We start from the raw sequence: 18597 nt of genomic DNA, 5'->3' as shown, positions 1-18597 counted from the left end.
AACAAAGGGCGTTTTGCATGAAACAATATTATTTTCCCGCAATGATGCATTATTCAAATGAACCGTTACGGGGTCATGCAGAATTGTTCTCCTGATACTGCAAACGATATAGGCGGTAATAATAGCCGCGCTTCTTTAACAGATCTTGATGATTTCCCATTTCCACAATCTCTCCCTGATGAAGTACGATGATTCGGTCACAATGCTGAATAGTAGAAAGTCGATGGGCGATGGCGATGGTGGTGCGCCCTGCCATCAGTCTGGGGATTGCCTGTTGAATCAGACCTTCTGTTTCTGCGTCGATATGGGCAGTGGCTTCGTCCAACACCAGAATGGAAGGGGAGGCGACCAGTGTTCTGGCAAAAGAGATAAGTTGTTGCTGACCCGTGGAAAAATTATTGCCTCGCTCCATCACCGGTTCGTCATAACCATTGGGAAGCTTGGAGATAAAATCATGAGCATTCACTTCTTTGGCAGCCTGTTCGATCTGTTTTCTGGAAATATCTGGAAGATACAGGCTGATATTTTCGGCAATGGTACCTGAAAAGAGAAATACATCCTGAAGAACAATGCCAATTTCACGGCGCAGAGCGGATTGTTTGATGTTACGCAAATCAATGCCATCGATGGAGATGCTTCCCTTCTGGATGTCATAGAAACGGGCGAGTAGATGGATTAATGATGTTTTTCCGGCGCCGGTTGCGCCAACAAAAGCGACAGACTCGCCAGGGTGAATGTTGAAAGAAATGTCTTTGAGTATCCAGTCTTCTTCCTGATAGGCGAACCACACATGATCAAAAGTGATGTGCCCCTTTAGGTTGGCGGGAGTCAACGCTTCGTTATGATCTTTGATCTCTGGTGCTCGATCGAGGAGTTGGAAAATTCGCTCAGATGACGCCATTGCCGATTGAAGAATATTGTATTTGTCTGTCAGATTGCTGATGGGTTGAAAGAACTGACGGATATAACTGATGAACGCAAATAGAATACCAAATTCGATGGTGCCGGATATTACCTGACGGCTTCCAAAATAAACAACAGCAGCCAACGCAAGGGAACCAATCATTTCAACAGCAGGGCGAAATACTGAAGAAATCCGGTTTTCTTTTTCGTTGGCAATAAGATGCTGGTGGTTCAAGTCGTCAAAGCTCTGGGACTGCTGTGCCTCCCTTGCGAAAACATGAATGGTGCGAACGCCGGAGAGGTTTTCATTGAGACTGGTATTAATACGGGCCAGACGAGTGCGCACTTCACGATATGCATCTCTCACCCGCGAACGGAAAAACCAGGTTGCCAGCAGTACAAAGGGAATCAGGCTAAATGATACCAGGGCCAGTTGCAGGTTGAGGCGAATCATGATGATCACAATGCCACCAAGGAGGAAAACATCCTTAAAAAGATTGACCAGTACGCTGGTATACATCTCATGAAGGGTCTCTGTGTCATTGGTGATTCGCGTTACCAATCGTCCCACGGGTTGATGGTCAAAGTAGCCAAGAGACATATGTTGCAGATGGTCAAAGAGTTCCTGGCGTATCGACATGATAATACGGTTGCTGGCATAATTCAACAGATAGACCTGCAAAAAATTCATGATGAAACCGGCGATGAAGATGAAGACCAGCAGCAAAGCCAATTGCATGACTGCCCGATAGTCTTGTTGGCGCAAATAGGTGACAGCTTCATCAGACAAAGGAAGTTGACGACCCTCAGTTGTCAGGTGATAACGAGCTCCGTCTTTCTGGTGAATGGTCAGTGTCTCGTCGGTTGCTGCCACATCGAAATATTGTCTGGCGGTATCGCTTAGCTCATAGGTTTTTGTACCGTAATTAAGATGATCATCAATGGCCACCTTAAACAGGTAGGGTTGAGCCAAATCAGTCGCTGCAATAAAGGCCAGCAGTACGATGCACCCCATAATCAATGCAAGGTAAGGCTTGGCGTAACTGAGGAGACGCATCATCAGGCGACTGTCATAGGTTTTTGCCAGTTTTTCTTCTTCATGAAAGGTATTCATGGGTAGCACTCCTTTCACCAGAAGACAATTCTTCTTCCAGTTGCTGTCGTCGATGCTGGCGAGCATAATAACCATTCAACTGAAGCAGTTGTTCATGGGTTCCTGATTCGATGATTTGCCCCTCTTCAAGAACAAGAATGCGCTGGCATTGTTGTAGTGTAGACACTCGGTGGGCAATGATCAGAGTCGTTGTGTTGGTGATGGTTTCTTTCAGGCTGTCGAGAATTTGTTTTTCTGTTTGAGTATCCACGGCAGAAAGAGCATCATCGAAAATGAGTAATGCCGGGTTCTTCACCAAGGCCCGGGCAATGGCCAGGCGCTGTTTTTGCCCGCCGGAAAGGGTCACGCCCCGTTCTCCGACGATTGTGTGGTATTGTTTTGGGAATCGACAAATATCGCTGTGAAGTCCCGCTTTTTCAGCAGCTTGTTCAATGGTTTCGAGGCTGATGGTATCAGTGCCAAAAGCGATATTATCGGCAATGGTGGCAGAAAAAATAAAGCTGTTTTGCTCGACATAACCTACTTGATTTCGCAGGTCATTCAAAGAAAGCGCTTTGATTGGATGGCCGTCAATGGAAACATGGCCGTCATCAACATCATAAAGCCTCAGCAGCAAGGTTGGCACGGTGCTTTTTCCACTGCCGGTCTTTCCCATGATTCCCAGGCTCTCGCCAGGTGAAACCGAGACAGAAAAATCTTTCAAAGCTTCGGTTTCGCTGCCAGGATAGCGGAAGGAAACCTGGTGAAAAGAAAAAGCACCTGACATGGCGCGTAAAGAAATGGGCGTTGATGCCTGTTTGATATCCGGTTCAACTGCCAGTACTTCATTAATGCGGGAGAGGGATGCAGCGCCCCGTTGAAGAATGTTGATAACAAACCCAATAACCGGAACTGACCAAACCAGAGAAATCAGATATGCATTGAAGGCAACAAAATCACCCAATGTGATGGTTTGATACAATACCAGACGGGTACCGTAGAGCAGTGTGACCACAAAGCTGATCCCGGAAATGAACTGAATAGCAGGGTGAAAAGTGCCGAACAGCAATGCCAGTTTCATATTATTTTGAAACACATCTTGATTTGCTTCGTGAAAGCGTTGCATTTCAATATCTTCACGCGCAAAAGACTTAATTACGCGGATGCCGGAAATGTTTTCCTGCACCTTTTCTGTCAGCATGGAAAACGACCGCTGTACCTTTTTAAAACGGTGGTTAATGGCATCGCCGAAAAGATAAATGGAAAAGGCCAGTATGGGCATGGGAATCAGGGCGATCAGTGTCAGGCGTACGTCGGTGGTGAGCATCATCATTGTAATGGCAGCGATGTTGAGAAATAATGCGTCGGTGAGGGTGATGACTCCGGCGCTGGCAGCCATTCTGACGGCCATAATATCGTTGGTGGCATGTGCCATCAAATCTCCTGTCTTTTTTCTGCTATAATAGGAGGGAGAAAGGCTGAGCAAATGATCGAAAAGTTGATTGCGCAGCTCATACTCCAGCCTGCGGGAAGCGTTGATAATTAAAATGCGCCAAAAAAAACGAAAGACCATGATGAACAGGCCAATCAGGACAATCAACAGACTGTAGCTGAGCAACTGCTGGTGCCCAAGAGAGCCTGTCTGCAACCCGTCCGTTAGTCGACGCAGTATTTCGGGTATGATCAACTGGAGTGCATCGACTGCAAGCAACGAAAAAACACCCAGCAGGTAGACCCACTTATTTTTGAGGGCAAAAGGAATTAGTGCACGATAGGTGGACATGGATTCACCTCTTTGTCCATTGTGTCTGAATGGAGGATTTTAATGGCGAACTGGATCAATCAGATCACTCTGAATGACCATAGCACAGAACACCGCTACATGCAAATATACCGTCAATTAAAAGAATTGATCATCGTTGGCGGCATCGTTCATGGAGATCGCCTGCCTTCTGTACGTCAGATGGCAGCACATTTGAACCTTAATACTGTCACGGTGGTGAAGGCTTACGACTTGCTTGAACGTGAAAAATTGGTGGTCAAACGAACGGGCAGTGGTACATATGTGAATGATGGAAAACGAACGGCACTGTTGACCGGAATAGCCGAAGATGAATGGGACCAGGAAAGCATTCAACTATTTCGGCAGCAGCAACAGTCTTTTCAGCGAACAGTTGTCATCACGCCAGACACCATTAATTTTGCAAGTGCCACACCCTCGCCAGATCTATTTCCGGTTGATGACTTCAAGCAGGCACTGCTGACTGTTTTGGACAGAGATCAGGGCTATGCCTTTGGGTATCAGGACCCTCAAGGTTACCAGCCGCTACGGGAGGCGGTGCGGCAACAGGCGTCTCTCGCCGGCATTCGTTCGGAAACCGACGACATTCTGGTGGTTTCCGGTGCTCAGCAGGGGATCGACCTGGTGGCCAAAGGGCTGGTATATCCGGGAGATACCGTCTTGATAGAACGGCCTTCCTATGGCGGCGCCATGCAGGCTTTTTTCTCCAGAAGTGCCCGGGTAACGGATATTCCGCTGGAATCTGACGGCATTCACCTGGAACTACTTGAAAAAGCTGCAAAAGAAACCAGGCCGCAGTTGCTTTATGTCATGCCAAATTTTCAAAATCCGACTGGCATCTCTTATACCCGCGAAAAAATGGAGCAAATCATCATGCTGAGTGAAAAGTATGATTTTATGATTCTTGAAGATGATTATCTCAATGAATTATCATTTCATCATCAGCCGGTGACGACTCTAAAATCCCTGGACAGGTATGACAGAGTGATATACATCAAGAGCTTCTCAAAAATGTTCATGCCGGGACTTCGATTAGGATACCTCATTGTACCCCGGACAGCTACCCAAAAACTGCTGGCAGCCAAACAATCAAGTGACATCTCTACTTCGGGTCTTCTACAGCGGGCGCTGGAACAGTATTTAATTTCGGGCGCCTGGGAGCGAAATCTTGATGTGCTCACCGGAGAGTACAGGAAACGCTTTGATCTTATGAACCAGCTTTTAAGTAACCAGCTGCCTGAAGGTGTCCATTTTCAAACACCGACGGGAGGATTAAATTTCTGGTTGCAAATGCCCCGGGAAATCAATGGCCAAATGTTGTATGAATCAGCCCTTGAGCGCAATCTGGTTTTCGCCCCCGGCAGGTTGTTTTTTCTCAGAGATCCTGAAGATAACTGCTTGCGGCTAAGTATTGCGGCGGTAAAGTTACAGCAACTTACCAGTGGCATTCGTTTGCTGTCTGGTCTGATGAACCTTCGCCTTCGGCTTGACCGGCCAATGAAAGATGTATTAAGCCGCTATCAGGACCCAATCTTATGATTGATCACCTTCGATTGCGTCAGACAAAAAAACCAGCAATTTATGAAGAAAGACCAACTCATTGGACGCATCTTTTTAGACGCGACAGAATCAGGAGGAAATCATGAAAAAAATCGGAGTGATTGTCAATCCAAATGCAGGCAGAAAGCTGGCGCCACAGCGGGCAGAAGAATTGCAGGAGCTGTTGTCGTTAAGGGGCATGAAGCTAAGCTTTCACTATACAGAAGCAGAGGAAGATCTGGAACTGGTTATTTCTCAAATGGTGCCTGAAGTAGAGCAGTTAGTGGTGATGGGTGGAGACGGTACAGTGAATGAAATTGTCAACGGCATCGTACGCCAGGAAATTAAACATCCGTTGTCCATCTACCCCATGGGAACGGTGAATGATTTTGCAACATATTTACAAATTCCTAAAAATATCAGGGATTTTTCAGCCATGATTCATAAGAATCAACAGCGTAAGGTTGATGTGGGCCTGGCGGGAGATCGCTATTTTCTAAATGTGGCAGCGGGCGGACTCCTGCCGGAACTGGCACATCGGGTTTCTTCCGAAGCAAAAACGGTACTGGGAAAATTCGCATATTACATGGAAGGGATAAAAGAATTTCCAAAACAGTTTTTTCACCCCATTCCCATTCAGCTTGAGATTCAGGGGAAAGTGGAAACCATGGACACCCTCTTTTTTCTGGCGGCCAATAGTCCTTATGTGGGTGGTTTTCGAAATCTGGTACCGGGCGCGTTGGTGGATGACGGATTGTTGGACCTCCTGGTGGTGGAAGCCGGCGAATTGCAGGATATGGCCAATGTGTTTTTTAACTTTCTTCGTCGCCAGGTGGAAGCTGACGTAAAACCTGTACGTGGGATGAAGCATTATCGGGTTCGTGAATTTAAATTGATGTCGTCAGAGGTGGTGGATGTGGATACGGATGGGGAATTGGGTGGTTATCTTCCCCTCTCTTTCACCATAGTTCCCAAATCATTGACATTACTGGTTCCCTGAATCGGCTCGAGAATTCAAGAAAAAACCGCCGGGTTTTCCGGCGGCAGTCATCTTGTTGCTGATCATCAACACTGAGGCGGTTAACGGTTTCTTCGGCTGGATCCACCTGGTCGCGAACCCGAATCCTGCTGTTGGGATGGCTCGGGCTCGGTGACAGATGGGATTACCTGGCTTGTTGAATCCTGCACCATCTGACATTTTCCATCAAAAGTACCCTGCTCATCAACAATAAAAGAGCGGATACTGGCATCCCCCTGCAGAGTGCCGGTGGCGGTAATGTGAAGCTGACCGCTGGCTGAAATATTACCCTCGACTCTGCCGGCCAATAAGAGGTTTTGGCAGGCGATATTTCCTTTGATACGGCCACTTTCGCCAATGATGAGATCTGCCTTGCTGATGATTTCACCTTGCACTGAACCATCCACGCGGAGAGGTTCTTCGGTTTTGATGGTACCTTCAATCACTGTTGCTTTTCCAATCAGGGTGTCAAATTTTTCGAACTGCGGTTTGGCTGATTCCTGTTTTTTATTGAACATGGGACCTCCTTGTTTTTTGGGGTAAAGTTACTGTAAAATTGTCAAAGGGTCAACAGGTTCTCCATGAACCCGTACTTCAAAATGCAGATGCGAGCCGGTGGCTCGTCCTGTGCGGCCCATACGGCCAATCAGATCGCCCTTTTCCACCCGGTCTCCCACCTCTACCAGATTTTGACTGTTATGAGCATAGACGGAGGTATAACCGTATCCGTGGGAAATGATGATCATGCGGCCATAGCCGCCGTTATATCCCGAATAGGTGACAACGCCGCTGCCTGCGGCAATAATGCTGGTGCCAGAATTGTTGGCAATATCAAGACCCTGGTGAAATTCTGTGCGTCTGCGGTTTGTGGGGGAAACCCGGTAGCCAAAGCGGGAAGAAATACGGCCTGAGGCAGGCCACTTGTTAGGTTGGGCATCCAGATAATCCAGTTGTTTCTCCACATCATCAACCAATTGTATCATAGAAGTGGTCTGGGATTCGATGAGTTCACTCAGATGGGCGACATCAACCTCATAGGTATCGTATACAGGTCCCTGTGAACGACTGTCGGAGGAGCGGGTGACCAATAGAAACTGGCGGGAAAAATAATCCTCTTCTGAACTCAAGAGATCCTCCCCGGTTTCTGTCAGTGTTTCTTCACCAGATGAATCGGTTTCCAGTCCGACCATATGTAACACCTTATTCTCCAACTCACTCAACATCGACAATCGCCCGTCAATTTCATGGAATTGATCTGTGAGTGTGACGATTTCCTGCTGATGCCGATGGTTTTCCTCCGTCAGTTCAGCCACTGTGATTTTTTCAGCTATTAAAGCCTGTTGAGTATGTTCCAGTTGGTTTGAAAAGCGCGCGGTACTGACAGATAGTAATGTCAAAGTCAGCACAAGTACGCCTGATAACATTCCCGGAAGCCAGGTGGGGCAGGTGAATTGCCGAATTTTTTTAGCATCATTGGGAACCAGCATCAGAGTCATCCGACTTTTCTTTCGGTGCGCCAGATGTGGCGGTTTCTTTAACATAACAACCCTCCTTACGATAATCATTATAACGGAAAAAGCAAAAGATGCAAACCTGCTTCTGCCGACAAAGGCAAAAAAAGCAGGCAAAGTTCAAGAGGGAGTGATGACATGAAGCAATACATGGAACTAACGAACAAGTACAGAGAGTCAATCATCCGCCATTCACAGCAACTGGTACGTATTAAAAGTGTGGAAAGTGAACCGCTGCCCGGAATGCCATTCGGAGAAGGCGTTAATCAGGCGCTGGTGTACATGTTACAGTTAGCGCGGGAACTGGGATTTGAAACTGTAAATGTGGACGGATATGCAGGCCATGCTGATCTGGGAACAGGAGATGAAATTGTTGCAGTACTGGTTCATCTCGACGTGGTACCTGAAGGAACCGGGTGGGAGTATCCTCCCTATGGCGGGGAAATTCATGATGGCAAGATATATGGACGAGGTATCATTGATGATAAGGGGCCTGCCGTTGCGTCCCTCTATGCCATGAAAATACTGGCAGATTCAGGATTGCCACTGCAAAAAAAAATCCGGTTGATTTTTGGAACGGACGAAGAATCCGGGTGGAAGGACCTGGAGGTTTACTTTAAGCATTATCCAAGGCCCAAAACAGGTTTTTCTCCCGATGCAGAGTTTCCATTGATTCATGGAGAAAAAGGCATTCAGATTTTCGATCTTAAGGGTCGGTGGAAGCAGGATGATGCAGATGTTGTTATTGAAGAAATAAAAGGCGGCAATGCCCCCAACATGGTGCCTGACAGTTGCTGTGTGAAGTTGGCGGCAGCGGAAAATCTGAAGTCAGCCATGAGTGAGTCACTTCTTTCTTTTAATCGAAGAACCGGATTTGAGTTAATCATGGAGGATCTTCAGGAAAAAGTGATCATCATAGCACCGGGTGTTTCTGCCCATGGCAGTACCCCTGAAAAAGGGAAAAATGCCATTTCACATCTATTATTGTTTTTGGCAGAGTGTCCGGGCTTGAGTGAAGATGTCAGCCGCTTAATTGGTTTTTATAATCATCATATTGGTCTTGAAGTCAACGGTAAGGCCATGGGGTGCGGCTATGAAGATGAAATATCGGGAAAACTGGTGTTTAACGTTGGACAAGTGAAGGGTGACCAACATGAAATCGAATGGACAGTCAACACGCGTTATCCCATCACAATTGAAGGAGAACAAGTGCTGAAGGGTATGGCACCAATTTTGAAACGGAACAATATTGAACTGATCATGCATGAAGATGTGAAACCGCTATACGTACCAAAAGAAGATGAGTTGGTGCAGAAACTCATGCAGGTATACCGCGAGGCCACAGGGGATCTGACCAGCGAGCCCTTCACCATTGGTGGCGGGACATATGCCAGGGCGCTTGAAAATGGTGTTGCTTTTGGGCCGTTGTTTCCCGGACAGGAAGAGTTGGCACATCAAAAAAATGAGTTTATGAAAGTGGATGACCTTCTGAGAATGACCAGTCTGTATGCAGCTGCCCTGGCATCTTTGGCAGGCTGATGGCCTAAAGATAGAACCACAGCCACATATTTTGACAAAAATTAGGACCGTGTGATTCAATTTGGTACCTTTATGGTATGATGGTTGTTAGAAATGAACGAGGAAGAAAAGGAGCGACTTACGTGCTTGATGAACAGAAAATTGAACGAATCAATCAATTAGCTCAAAAAAAGAAGACGGTGGGATTGACTGAAGCGGAAACCATTGAGCAACAGGAACTGAGGCAAGAATACCTGAAAGCTTTTCGCCAGTCTTTCAGAGGACAGCTGGATAAAATTGAATGGACTGATTAATGTGGTGTTTGCCGGTGCAGGCATTGCCAAGCGGGAGGGCACGAAAGATGGCACAGGAATATGTTAATAATGCAGAAAAAATGAACCAGGTGCTCAGCCGCATTTTTACAGCCATTGAAGAAAGCAAAGAAGAAATTTTTGAAATGACTGATACTCTTAACAAAGAGTGTTCCCGCCTGGAAGACAAACTAAACCACATAAATGAAAAAGTGAAAGTGGTCATTGATGAAGTCGAGGTATTGGAACGCAAGGAGAAAAGAAGTCGGCGGGTGCTGGTGGATGTCAGTCGGGATTTTTCCCGTCACAGTGAAGAAATGATTCGAAATGCCTATGAACAGGCCAATGATCTTCAAATTCAGCTGATCATCAAACGACAGGAAGAGGAAGAACTGGCCAGAGAACGAAAAGATGTTGAGATGCATATCCGCAATGCCCGGGCAACTCTGGAGCGGGCAGAAAGACTCACTACCAAATTCAGTGTTGCGCTGGAGTTCCTGGAAGGCAATATGGAAGATTTCAGCAACACCATTACAGACTTGGAACAACGGCAGCTCTTGGGGAGAAAAATCATCCAGGTGCAGGAAGAAGAACGCAGGAGGGTTTCCAGAGAGATTCACGACGGGCCTGCCCAAACATTTTCCAACATTCTTCTGAAAATAGATTTGTGCGAGAAGCTGATGAACATCGACATGAAAAGAGCGCGGGAAGAAACAGCTTCATTGAAGCAAATTGTTCGTCAAAGCACCAAAGAAATCCGCAAGATCATTTATAACCTTCGACCGATGGCTATCGATGATCTGGGTCTGGAGCCGACACTGCGCCGCTACATTGAAGATTTCGAAACAGATTCCGGTCTGAAAATTGCCTTCGAAGTTTTTGGAGAGCTTCAGTTGGAAGACACCATTCAAAAGCTGGCTCTTTTTAGAGTTGTTCAAGAAGCGTTAAACAATGTGAATAAACACGCCAAAGCCACTGCCTGCACAGTTATGCTGAAGAAGGAAAGTGAGCAGGTGGTGTTAATGGTTCGGGATAACGGGCGGGGTTTTGATCTGAACAGGGTAAGGGCCAGCCAGGAAAGCGGGTTCGGTATTATGAACATGAAAGAGCGGGTGGAGTTGCTCAACGGCAACCTAAAAATTGACTCAACACATGGGCGGGGAACCATTCTGACGGTCACTCTGCCACTTCAACTTCAGGAGGTATAATATGGATAAAATCAGACTGCTCATTGTTGACGATCACTCTCTGGTTCGCCAGGGATTGAGTCAGATCCTTTCCCTTGAACCCGATATCGAAGTGGTGGGAGAAGCCAGAGATGGTGAAGAGTGTCTTCAAAAGGTGAAGGAACTGCATCCTGACGTCACCCTTCTTGATATCAATATGCCCAACATGAATGGCATTAAGGCGTTACGAAAACTGAAAGATATGGATCAAAACACGAAAGTGATCATTCTTACCTTTCATGAAGAGATTGAATACCTTTTTGAAACATTTAACCTGGGTGCCAATGGTTATATTGTAAAGGATGCGGAAAGTGATGTGCTGATCCATGGCATCAGAGAAGTTTACAATGGTGTTTCTTATGTGTATCCAACAATGGCAGAAGGTGAAGCCAGCCAGTTGAATATGATTCGGCATGTTGAAGGAAACGGCCAGGAAACACAGAAAGCTCAGTTAACCAAACGGGAATATGAAATTCTCACTCTCATCGCCGATGGCCTCAATAACAGAGAAATAGCCAACACCCTTTTTATCAGCGAAAAGACAGTCAAAAATCACGTATCGAATATTTTTAAGAAGATTAAAGTGAATGACCGAACACAGGCGGCCATTTACGCTTATCGCAACAAGATTAAGAGTATCTGATATCTTACATACGATGACCGGAATTGTCAGATTAAGGTAAAGCAGCCCATTGCCGGGAGGCTTTACCTTATTGCACTTTGTAGACAACGTATTTTTGCCTCTCGGTGGAACTGAAGGCATATTTTCACATGAAAAAACTTCCAGGTTCTCTGGAAGTTCAAGACATATATGGTGCCGCGGAAGGGAATCGAACCCCCACGATGTTGCCATCGGCAGATTTTGAGTCTGCTGCGTCTGCCAGTTCCGCCACCGCGGCGTGGTACGAAGAAAATAATACCAAAACTGAGGCGGAAAGTCAAGGAGATTCTTTAGGATGTGTTTCTTTTAGGACTGGCACTCATTTACGGCAACCCATCAAAATGGTACAATGACAAAGAGTCTTCACGAAAGGATGGTTATCATGCCGGAGCAAATCCAGCGCAAGTTATTGATTATTGACGGTAACAGCCTGCTAAACCGGGCATTTTATGCACTGCCTCCCTTAACCAACCGTGATGGTGAACATACCAATGCCATCTATGGTTTTTTAACGATGCTTTTTAAAGCCCTTGAAGAAGTGAAACCTGATCATGCAGCAGTTGCATTTGATTTGAAAGCACCCACATTTCGACATGATACGTATACTGATTACAAAGCCGGTCGTAAAAAAATGCCCATGGAGCTGGCAGAACAAATTGAACCACTGAAAGAAATACTGGATGCCATGGGACTTTATCGCATTCAGATGGAGGGTTTTGAAGCAGATGATCTCATAGGAACGCTGGCCAGAATGGCGGAAAGTGACGGGATGACAGTGGCCATCGTTTCTGGTGACCGGGATGTGCTTCAATTAGTGACAGAGCAAACACAGGTGATGATCACCAAAAAAGGGATCACTCAAATGGATGTTTACGATCCTGGCAGATTCACAGAGGAATATGGCATTCCGGTGGAACGGTTTATCGACCTGAAAGGTCTGATGGGTGACAGCTCCGACAATATTCCCGGCATACCCGGGGTTGGACCAAAGACGGCGACCAAACTGTTACAGGAATTTGGTACCATCGAAAATCTCTTGGAGCAAGCGGAAACAATCTCCAATAAAAAATTGAGGGAAAAAGTCGATGGCCATCGGCAAGAAGCTGTTCTCAGCAAAAAATTGGCAACGATTATTACCAACATACCCATTGAAGTGAAAATGGATGAGCTGAAGCTTGGCGAATTGTCGAATCCCGAAGTTGCCGCACTCTTTCGACGCTTCGAATTTAACAGTCTTCTGGAGCGTATTTCAGCACCGGCGGACTTCAAAAGCGAAAAGACTGCTGACAAGCATCTGTGGCCGGAAATGACCACAATAGAGGCACTACAGGAACTTGATCGACAGGTGCAGCAGCACCAGGAAATTACATGGCACACCCTGACAGACACCAATGCAGAAGGGTGGCCGTCACCGGTGGCAGCGGCCGTTACTATTGATGGCAATACCGGTTGGTGGCTGGATTGCCGCAACGGCAAATACATGGCACTGGCAAGGGAGTGGATTGAAAAGTGGCTGGGAGACCCATCAATTCTGAAAAAAGTACATGATTTAAAATTGGAAAAAAGGGCTTGGAGAACTGTTCATATACCCTTCAATGGGGCTCCCTTTGATGTGATGATCGCCGACTATCTGATCAACCCCTCCAAGGCTTCGTATGATCTGGAAGCACTGGCGCTTCACTATGATGGACAAAAAGTGGTGACAGCCAAGGAACTGTGGGGAACCGGACTTAAACGAAAAAAACAGACAGAGCTGGACATGGAAGCTATGGTGGCTTATCTGGTACAGCGAACAGCATTGATCCATCGCCTTACACCTGAACTAAAAAGTCAACTCCAGGAACTGGAAATGTTGTCTCTCTACGAATCTGTGGAAATGCCGCTGGCTTTTGTGTTGGCCGAAATGGAATCAGAAGGCATTGAACTGGACGCTGCATTACTTAAGGAATTTGAGATAACCTATGCAAAACGAATTGATGATTTGATTAAACAGGTGCACGAAGCAGCCGGCACAGAATTTAACTTGAATTCCACTAAACAGCTGGGTGAAGTGCTTTTTGTCCGGTTGAACATGCCGCCGGTAAAGAAAACCAAAACCGGATATTCCACCGATGTGGCGGTGCTGGAAAAATTGAAGAATGAACACGCAATCATTCCCTTGATTTTAGAATACCGACAGATGACCAAAATAAAAAGCACCTATATTGACGGGTTGCTGGCCATTGTGAATGCCGGCACCGGACGCATTCACTCCACATTCCACCAGACGGTTGCCGCAACTGGCCGAATTTCCAGTGCTGACCCGAATTTGCAAAATATCCCGGTGCGCACGGAGATGGGAAGACAGCTGCGACGCGTTTTTGTCGCCAGAGAAGGCTGGCAGTTGATCGATGCCGACTACTCACAAATTGAACTGCGCATTATGGCTCACTTATCAGGAGACCCTGGTTTTATCAAAGCTTTTAAGGAAGAAGCAGACATTCATACCCGTACCGCCGCAGAAATTTTCCAGGTGTCGGAAGAAAATGTCACCGGGGAAATGCGCAGCAGTGCAAAAGCAGTTAATTTTGGCATTATTTACGGCATCAGTGACTTTGGACTGTCCAACAATCTGAACATCAGCCGACAGCAGGCACGCCTGTATATTGACGACTACCTGCAACGTTATGCCAGTGTTAAGACCTATATGGATGAAATGGTGACACAGGCAAGAGATAAGGGGTATGTCACCACTTTGTTGCACCGCATTCGATATATTCCCGAGATTAATTCAAAGAACTTCAATCTTCGTTCTTTTGGGGAACGCATGGCGATGAACACTCCCATTCAGGGAAGTGCTGCCGATATCATCAAAGTTGCCATGGTGAGGGTTGCAGATGAACTGAAGAAAGGAAACTATCAGGCGAGACTCATTTTACAGGTGCACGACGAATTGATTGTGGAAGCACCGCCGGAAGAGGTGGAACCGGTAAGCCTGCTGCTTCGCCAGGCGATGGAAGAGGCAGCTGACCTGTCAGTTCCTCTGAAGGTTGACCTGTCGGTGGCAACAAATTGGTTTGATGCGAAATGAGGTAACGCACATGAAGATAATCATCGGGTTAACCGGCGGAATCGCCTCCGGCAAAAGCACTGTCGCAGCCATGTTAAAAGAAAAAGGGGCTTGGGTGGTGGATGCAGATCAGGTGGCCCGTCAAGTGGTGGAAAAGGGAAAACCAGCACTCGATGAAATTGTGGAAGTTTTTGGGACGATGATACTTCAGGCAGATGGAACACTCAACAGAGAAGCATTGGGAAGGGAAGTCTTTGCGAATGATGAAAAAAGACGCCTGCTTAATCAGATCACTCATCCACGAATTCGGCGGGAAATTCTTCACATAATCAAGGTGTTTAGCGAGAATGACCCACGACAAGTACTGGTGCTGGAAGTGCCGCTGTTGTTTGAAACGGGGATAGACCAACTGGTGGATCAAATTTGGTTGGTAGACGTTGAAGAAGAAAAACAGGTGAGGCGCTTGATGGAGCGCAGTAAGCTGTCAAAAAGGGAAGCCTGTGCGCGCATCCAGTCGCAAATGCCTCAAACAGAAAAACGGAAACGATCCCATATTCTCATTGATAACAATGGTGACCGACACATGCTCCAAAAAGGTGTCAACCATCAATGGGAGGAATTGATGATGCAACTAAACAACAAAACCGGGTCTAAGAAGCAAGATAACGGCTGCTGATGAAAGGGGAACTATTGTGAAGCAAAAACAACTATTGGGTCTTGGACTGGCGCTGCTCCTGTCAATCGCAGGCCTGACAGCCTGTCAATCTGACGTCGCTGAAATACCTGAAGAAATTCCGGAGGAAACCGCAGATCTGGACTATCATCCGGCTGACAGCCCGCCATTACGACTTGCGGTTACCAGACCAACACAGATGAATCCGCTGCTGAATGACAACGATACCCTCTTTCAGGTGTATCACCTGATCTATGAAAGTATGATCACCTTCGATGATCATATGAAACCGGAACCATTGCTGGCAGAAAGCTGGGAACTTGATGACCAGGGAATGAGCATTACGTTCAACCTGCGTAGCAATGTGACATGGCATGATGGCGAACCATTTAGCCCCGAGGACGTAGTGTTTACATTCCAGGTACTGCGGGAACAGGCAGCCAGTCTGGCCTACCCGAATCTCTACGTCAACAATCTGCAACAGGTGTCAGATGTTCGCAAAACAGGGGATCATACGGTGCGTTTCACATTTACAAGACCTTATTCAAATATGCTGGAAACATTGGCTTTTCCGGTGCTTCCCCAACACCTCTTCGCCGGCCAGAACCGAAATCGCCTCACCAGTAGTCAGTTTCCGCTTGTGGGAACGGGGCGCTACAAGGTTGAGAGTTTTGAGGCATCGCGTTCAATGAAGCTGCATTATTATCCCAGCTACTGGGGGCGAAAACCCTATATTGAAGAAATTGATGTCATTGTGGTTCCTGACCATCAGGCACAACTCAGCCTTTTTGAAAGTGGCGAAATTGACCTTGTGGAGCCATTGACTGTTGACTGGATCAAATATACTGATCATGAGGCTGTGAGTGGTATTTCCTATCCCTCAACCCAATATGAATTTATCGGGTTTAATTTTCGGCAGGAAATCTGGCAAAATCAAAATTTGCGCCAGGCAGTGGCCCACGCCATCGACAGGGACATGATTATGAAAAATATTTATTTTGGACACGGACACCTCACAGATGTGCCGGTGCTTCCCACTTCATGGCTTTACCATGGAGAAGAGCTTCGTTACACCCATGATGTCACAGAGGCGCGAAGGTTAGTGGAAAGCGTTGAATTGCCGGAGAGTGCCATTTTCACACTGCTGACTAATGATGGAAATCCACAGCGGGAAAAGATGGCCAATGCAGTGGCTGAAGCTTTGGCAGAAGTCGGAATCACCATTGAAGTGGAAACTGTTTCATGGCAAGTACTGCAAGAACGGCTGGCTGCCGGGCAGTTTGATCTTGTGCTGACTGGCTGGCATTTCTCCATGGTGCCGGATTTATCCTTTGCCTTCCATTCCACTCAGGAGTCTGCCGGAAACTTTATTGGCTACGAGAATGCAATCATTGATCAGCTGCTGGAATCAGTTTTTGCGGCGCCCAATGAAGCTCAAAAACTGGAGCGCTGGCAGCAATTACAACAATATCTACTACAGGAGGTGCCGTATGTCAGCCTTCTGTTTAAAGAGCATGCTGTACTTCACCGCACTTCACTGAAGGGTGAACTGACTCCCAATCAGTTTAATATTTTCAGAGGGATTGAAGCAGCTTATTTGATACCACAACGCGAAGAAGCTACCGACGAAACAGCATCTGACGAGTCATCAGAAAGCGGTTCATAAAGCTTGACAGTCGATTGAAAAGGGTTTATACTGTTATAGTGTTTCGGCGAAAGTGCTGTGTTGTAAGCTCAGCAAGCCGTAAACCTGCAAGGCGACGTCGCCGGTGGAGATATTGGTTGATGATCGACGGCTTCGAGAATTCAAGTTTTATTAAGAAGCCGGGCTTTGCTGCATTAGCGAGAGTGCTGGAATCGGCAGACAGGCATGGTTGAGGGCCATGTGTTCGCACGAACGTGTGGGTTCAAGTCCCATCTCTCGCACCACAAAAATAACGCTGTCTCTCTCGGGAGGCAGCGTTTTTGAATTTCTTTCATAATGACCCATGTACGGCGATCACTTCACTGTTGGAGTTTCTCTTGCCTCGAGGGGTGCTTTATGCATCCATTTTCTGATGTCTGCTTCCAGCGCATCAAACATGAGGGGAAGTCCAGCCGTGTGAGTGCCTCCGCCTTGAGCGCTGATGGCATTGCCGCCACCCTTGCCTTCAATGTGGTGTACATGAGACATCATCAAATCTTTTATCGAAAAGCCTGTTATATCGGTGGTATTGATGAAAATGAATCGAAGAGAAGGTGAAGTGGTTGCCAGCAGTGCGACACTGTCTGTTTCAGACTTTAAGGCATTGGCGATTGACTGTAACTGATGGGCATCTAATGAAGCATATATCTGACGAATCACCCTGTAATGACCAAAGGAAATCGCCGAAGTCATCAACCGCTGACTTTCCAGGTGACACCATTCAGTCTGCAAGTTTTTAAAACTCTTTTTCAGTTGCTGATGATCCTGCAAATGCGAAGTCAACGCGGTCGGAATCTGGTACCGACCGACTGACAAAAGGGTACTGCAGTGATCCAGTTCCTGCTGCATCAGCTGAAAGTGCGAAAGGGCTCGTTGACCGCACACAAATGTGATCCGGGTGCCTCTTTTGTATGCTTCGGCTTTTAGGATTTTCACCGGACCAACAGAGCCTGTCATGGAGGGGTGGGTTCCACTGCAGGCTGAGCAATCAACACCCTCGATGGCAACAATGCGTACCGGGTCAGTGAGTTCCGGTGTTTTCCGCAACTTTAGACGGTTGTACTCTTCGGTGCTGATGAGGCGTGTCGTGACGGGCAGGTTTTTGAAAATCAATTGATTGACTGTGTTTTCGATTTTATGGTAATCGTCAGAATGAAATTGGTTGCGATCAAGGTCGATGGTGACAGTGTTTTCGCCCAAATGAAAACCAATGGTATTGGCGTTCCAATCATTATATAAAACTGCAGATAACAGATGCTGGCCCAGGTGTTGCTGCATATGATCAAAACGTCTGATCCAATCGATTTTGCCAATAACCATATCACCTGTATGGATGGTGCAATCATTATCGGTGGACAAGATATGCCAGACCTTTTCATCCTTCGATTCAACGTGAATCACCCGAAAATCATTGAGCCAACCCTGATCTGCAGGCTGGCCGCCTCCTTCAGGATAAAAGGCAGTTTGGTTTAGCTGTACGCGAAAAGGACCGGTGCTATCGCCGGTCGCTTCGATCTCAGTTACTTTGGCTTTGAAATCAGTTAAAAATGAATTCTCCCAATAGAGTTTCCTGGTGTCATAAGGCTGGTGCATAAAATCGCTCCTTTGGT

Annotated in this window: 14 protein-coding genes and 2 tRNA genes; 10 read left to right on the top strand and 6 right to left on the bottom strand. The window is 46.7% G+C overall.

The features are described from left to right. Positions 1 to 73 precede the first annotated feature (73 nt). Together QOL74_RS01355 and QOL74_RS01350 are read right to left on the bottom strand one after the other, a co-directional pair. On the bottom strand, positions 74 to 2017 hold the full coding sequence (locus QOL74_RS01355; protein WP_283407630.1) for an ABC transporter ATP-binding protein: 1944 nt from the start codon (positions 2015 to 2017) through the stop codon (positions 74 to 76). Continuing rightward, on the bottom strand, positions 2001 to 3779 hold the full coding sequence (locus QOL74_RS01350) for an ABC transporter ATP-binding protein (protein WP_283407629.1): 1779 nt from the start codon (positions 3777 to 3779) through the stop codon (positions 2001 to 2003). The genes QOL74_RS01355 and QOL74_RS01350 overlap by 17 nt, the downstream gene beginning before the upstream one ends. Positions 3780 to 3821: 42 nt before the next feature. Between QOL74_RS01350 and pdxR the strand changes: the two genes are divergently transcribed. Both pdxR and QOL74_RS01340 read left to right on the top strand, forming a co-directional pair. Beyond that, positions 3822 to 5336 carry a MocR-like pyridoxine biosynthesis transcription factor PdxR gene (gene pdxR / locus QOL74_RS01345; protein ID WP_283407628.1) on the top strand — a complete coding sequence of 505 codons (1515 nt, stop codon included), beginning with the start codon at positions 3822 to 3824 and terminating at the stop codon, positions 5334 to 5336. Between the two features lie 103 nt (positions 5337 to 5439). Continuing rightward, on the top strand, positions 5440 to 6336 hold the full coding sequence (locus tag QOL74_RS01340; protein ID WP_283407627.1) for a diacylglycerol/lipid kinase family protein: 897 nt from the start codon (positions 5440 to 5442) through the stop codon (positions 6334 to 6336). 80 nt (positions 6337 to 6416) lie between these two features. On the opposite strand, the gene QOL74_RS01335 is transcribed toward QOL74_RS01340, so the two are convergent. Then, positions 6417 to 6872 (bottom strand): bactofilin family protein, encoded by a 456-nt coding sequence (locus tag QOL74_RS01335; RefSeq protein ID WP_283407626.1) that lies wholly within the window; start codon positions 6870 to 6872, stop codon positions 6417 to 6419. A gap of 27 nt (positions 6873 to 6899) precedes the next feature. After that, positions 6900 to 7895: a M23 family metallopeptidase gene (locus QOL74_RS01330; RefSeq protein WP_283407625.1), complete on the bottom strand. Its 996-nt coding sequence runs from the start codon at positions 7893 to 7895 to the stop codon at positions 6900 to 6902. A 108-nt stretch (positions 7896 to 8003) separates the two neighbouring features. Here QOL74_RS01330 and pepV point away from each other — a divergent pair, with 108 nt between their 5' ends. The 4 genes from pepV (at position 8004) to QOL74_RS01310 (ending at position 11563) form a co-directional block, all read left to right on the top strand. Beyond that, entirely contained in the window at positions 8004 to 9404 is a 1401-nt protein-coding gene (pepV, locus tag QOL74_RS01325) for a dipeptidase PepV (protein ID WP_283407624.1), read from the top strand. 122 nt (positions 9405 to 9526) lie between these two features. Next, positions 9527 to 9697, top strand: a complete 171-nt coding sequence (locus tag QOL74_RS01320) for a DUF896 domain-containing protein (protein ID WP_283407623.1) — start codon at positions 9527 to 9529, stop codon at positions 9695 to 9697. A 47-nt stretch (positions 9698 to 9744) separates the two neighbouring features. Then, positions 9745 to 10902, top strand: a complete 1158-nt coding sequence (locus tag QOL74_RS01315) for a sensor histidine kinase (RefSeq protein WP_283407622.1) — start codon at positions 9745 to 9747, stop codon at positions 10900 to 10902. A gap of 1 nt (position 10903) precedes the next feature. Then, positions 10904 to 11563, top strand: a complete 660-nt coding sequence (locus QOL74_RS01310) for a response regulator (RefSeq protein WP_283407621.1) — start codon at positions 10904 to 10906, stop codon at positions 11561 to 11563. A gap of 169 nt (positions 11564 to 11732) precedes the next feature. Here QOL74_RS01310 and QOL74_RS01305 read toward each other — a convergent pair. Continuing rightward, a tRNA-Leu gene (locus QOL74_RS01305) sits at positions 11733 to 11819 on the bottom strand. A gap of 144 nt (positions 11820 to 11963) precedes the next feature. Here QOL74_RS01305 and polA point away from each other — a divergent pair. From polA to QOL74_RS01285, 4 genes are all read left to right on the top strand, one after another. Further along, a complete protein-coding gene (gene polA, locus QOL74_RS01300) occupies positions 11964 to 14651 on the top strand; it encodes a DNA polymerase I (RefSeq protein WP_283407620.1) in 2688 nt (895 codons plus the stop codon). Between the two features lie 10 nt (positions 14652 to 14661). Further along, positions 14662 to 15306, top strand: coding sequence for a dephospho-CoA kinase (coaE, locus tag QOL74_RS01295; RefSeq protein ID WP_283407619.1), 645 nt, complete (start codon positions 14662 to 14664; stop codon positions 15304 to 15306). 16 nt (positions 15307 to 15322) lie between these two features. Beyond that, entirely contained in the window at positions 15323 to 16969 is a 1647-nt protein-coding gene (locus QOL74_RS01290; RefSeq protein WP_283407618.1) for an ABC transporter substrate-binding protein, read from the top strand. 176 nt (positions 16970 to 17145) lie between these two features. Next, positions 17146 to 17232, top strand: a tRNA-Leu gene (locus QOL74_RS01285). A gap of 70 nt (positions 17233 to 17302) precedes the next feature. Here QOL74_RS01285 and QOL74_RS01280 read toward each other — a convergent pair. Beyond that, positions 17303 to 18580 carry an alanyl-tRNA editing protein gene (locus tag QOL74_RS01280; protein WP_283407617.1) on the bottom strand — a complete coding sequence of 426 codons (1278 nt, stop codon included), beginning with the start codon at positions 18578 to 18580 and terminating at the stop codon, positions 17303 to 17305. Between the last annotated feature and the right edge of the window lie 17 nt (positions 18581 to 18597).

Source organism: Anoxynatronum buryatiense (assembly GCF_900182905.1).
Lineage (GTDB): Bacteria > Bacillota > Clostridia > Peptostreptococcales > Tindalliaceae > Anoxynatronum > Anoxynatronum buryatiense.
This window is presented reverse-complemented; position numbering and strand designations above follow the sequence as displayed.

Coding starts and splice junctions, on each gene's coding strand:
- QOL74_RS01355 (WP_283407630.1), bottom strand. CDS start 2,017: ATGAATACCTTTCATGAAGAAGAAAAACTGGCAAAAACCTATGACAGT.
- QOL74_RS01350 (WP_283407629.1), bottom strand. CDS start 3,779: ATGTCCACCTATCGTGCACTAATTCCTTTTGCCCTCAAAAATAAGTGG.
- pdxR (WP_283407628.1), top strand. CDS start 3,822: ATGGCGAACTGGATCAATCAGATCACTCTGAATGACCATAGCACAGAA.
- QOL74_RS01340 (WP_283407627.1), top strand. CDS start 5,440: ATGAAAAAAATCGGAGTGATTGTCAATCCAAATGCAGGCAGAAAGCTG.
- QOL74_RS01335 (WP_283407626.1), bottom strand. CDS start 6,872: ATGTTCAATAAAAAACAGGAATCAGCCAAACCGCAGTTCGAAAAATTT.
- QOL74_RS01330 (WP_283407625.1), bottom strand. CDS start 7,895: ATGTTAAAGAAACCGCCACATCTGGCGCACCGAAAGAAAAGTCGGATG.
- pepV (WP_283407624.1), top strand. CDS start 8,004: ATGAAGCAATACATGGAACTAACGAACAAGTACAGAGAGTCAATCATC.
- QOL74_RS01315 (WP_283407622.1), top strand. CDS start 9,745: ATGGCACAGGAATATGTTAATAATGCAGAAAAAATGAACCAGGTGCTC.
- QOL74_RS01310 (WP_283407621.1), top strand. CDS start 10,904: ATGGATAAAATCAGACTGCTCATTGTTGACGATCACTCTCTGGTTCGC.
- polA (WP_283407620.1), top strand. CDS start 11,964: ATGCCGGAGCAAATCCAGCGCAAGTTATTGATTATTGACGGTAACAGC.
- coaE (WP_283407619.1), top strand. CDS start 14,662: ATGAAGATAATCATCGGGTTAACCGGCGGAATCGCCTCCGGCAAAAGC.
- QOL74_RS01280 (WP_283407617.1), bottom strand. CDS start 18,580: ATGCACCAGCCTTATGACACCAGGAAACTCTATTGGGAGAATTCATTT.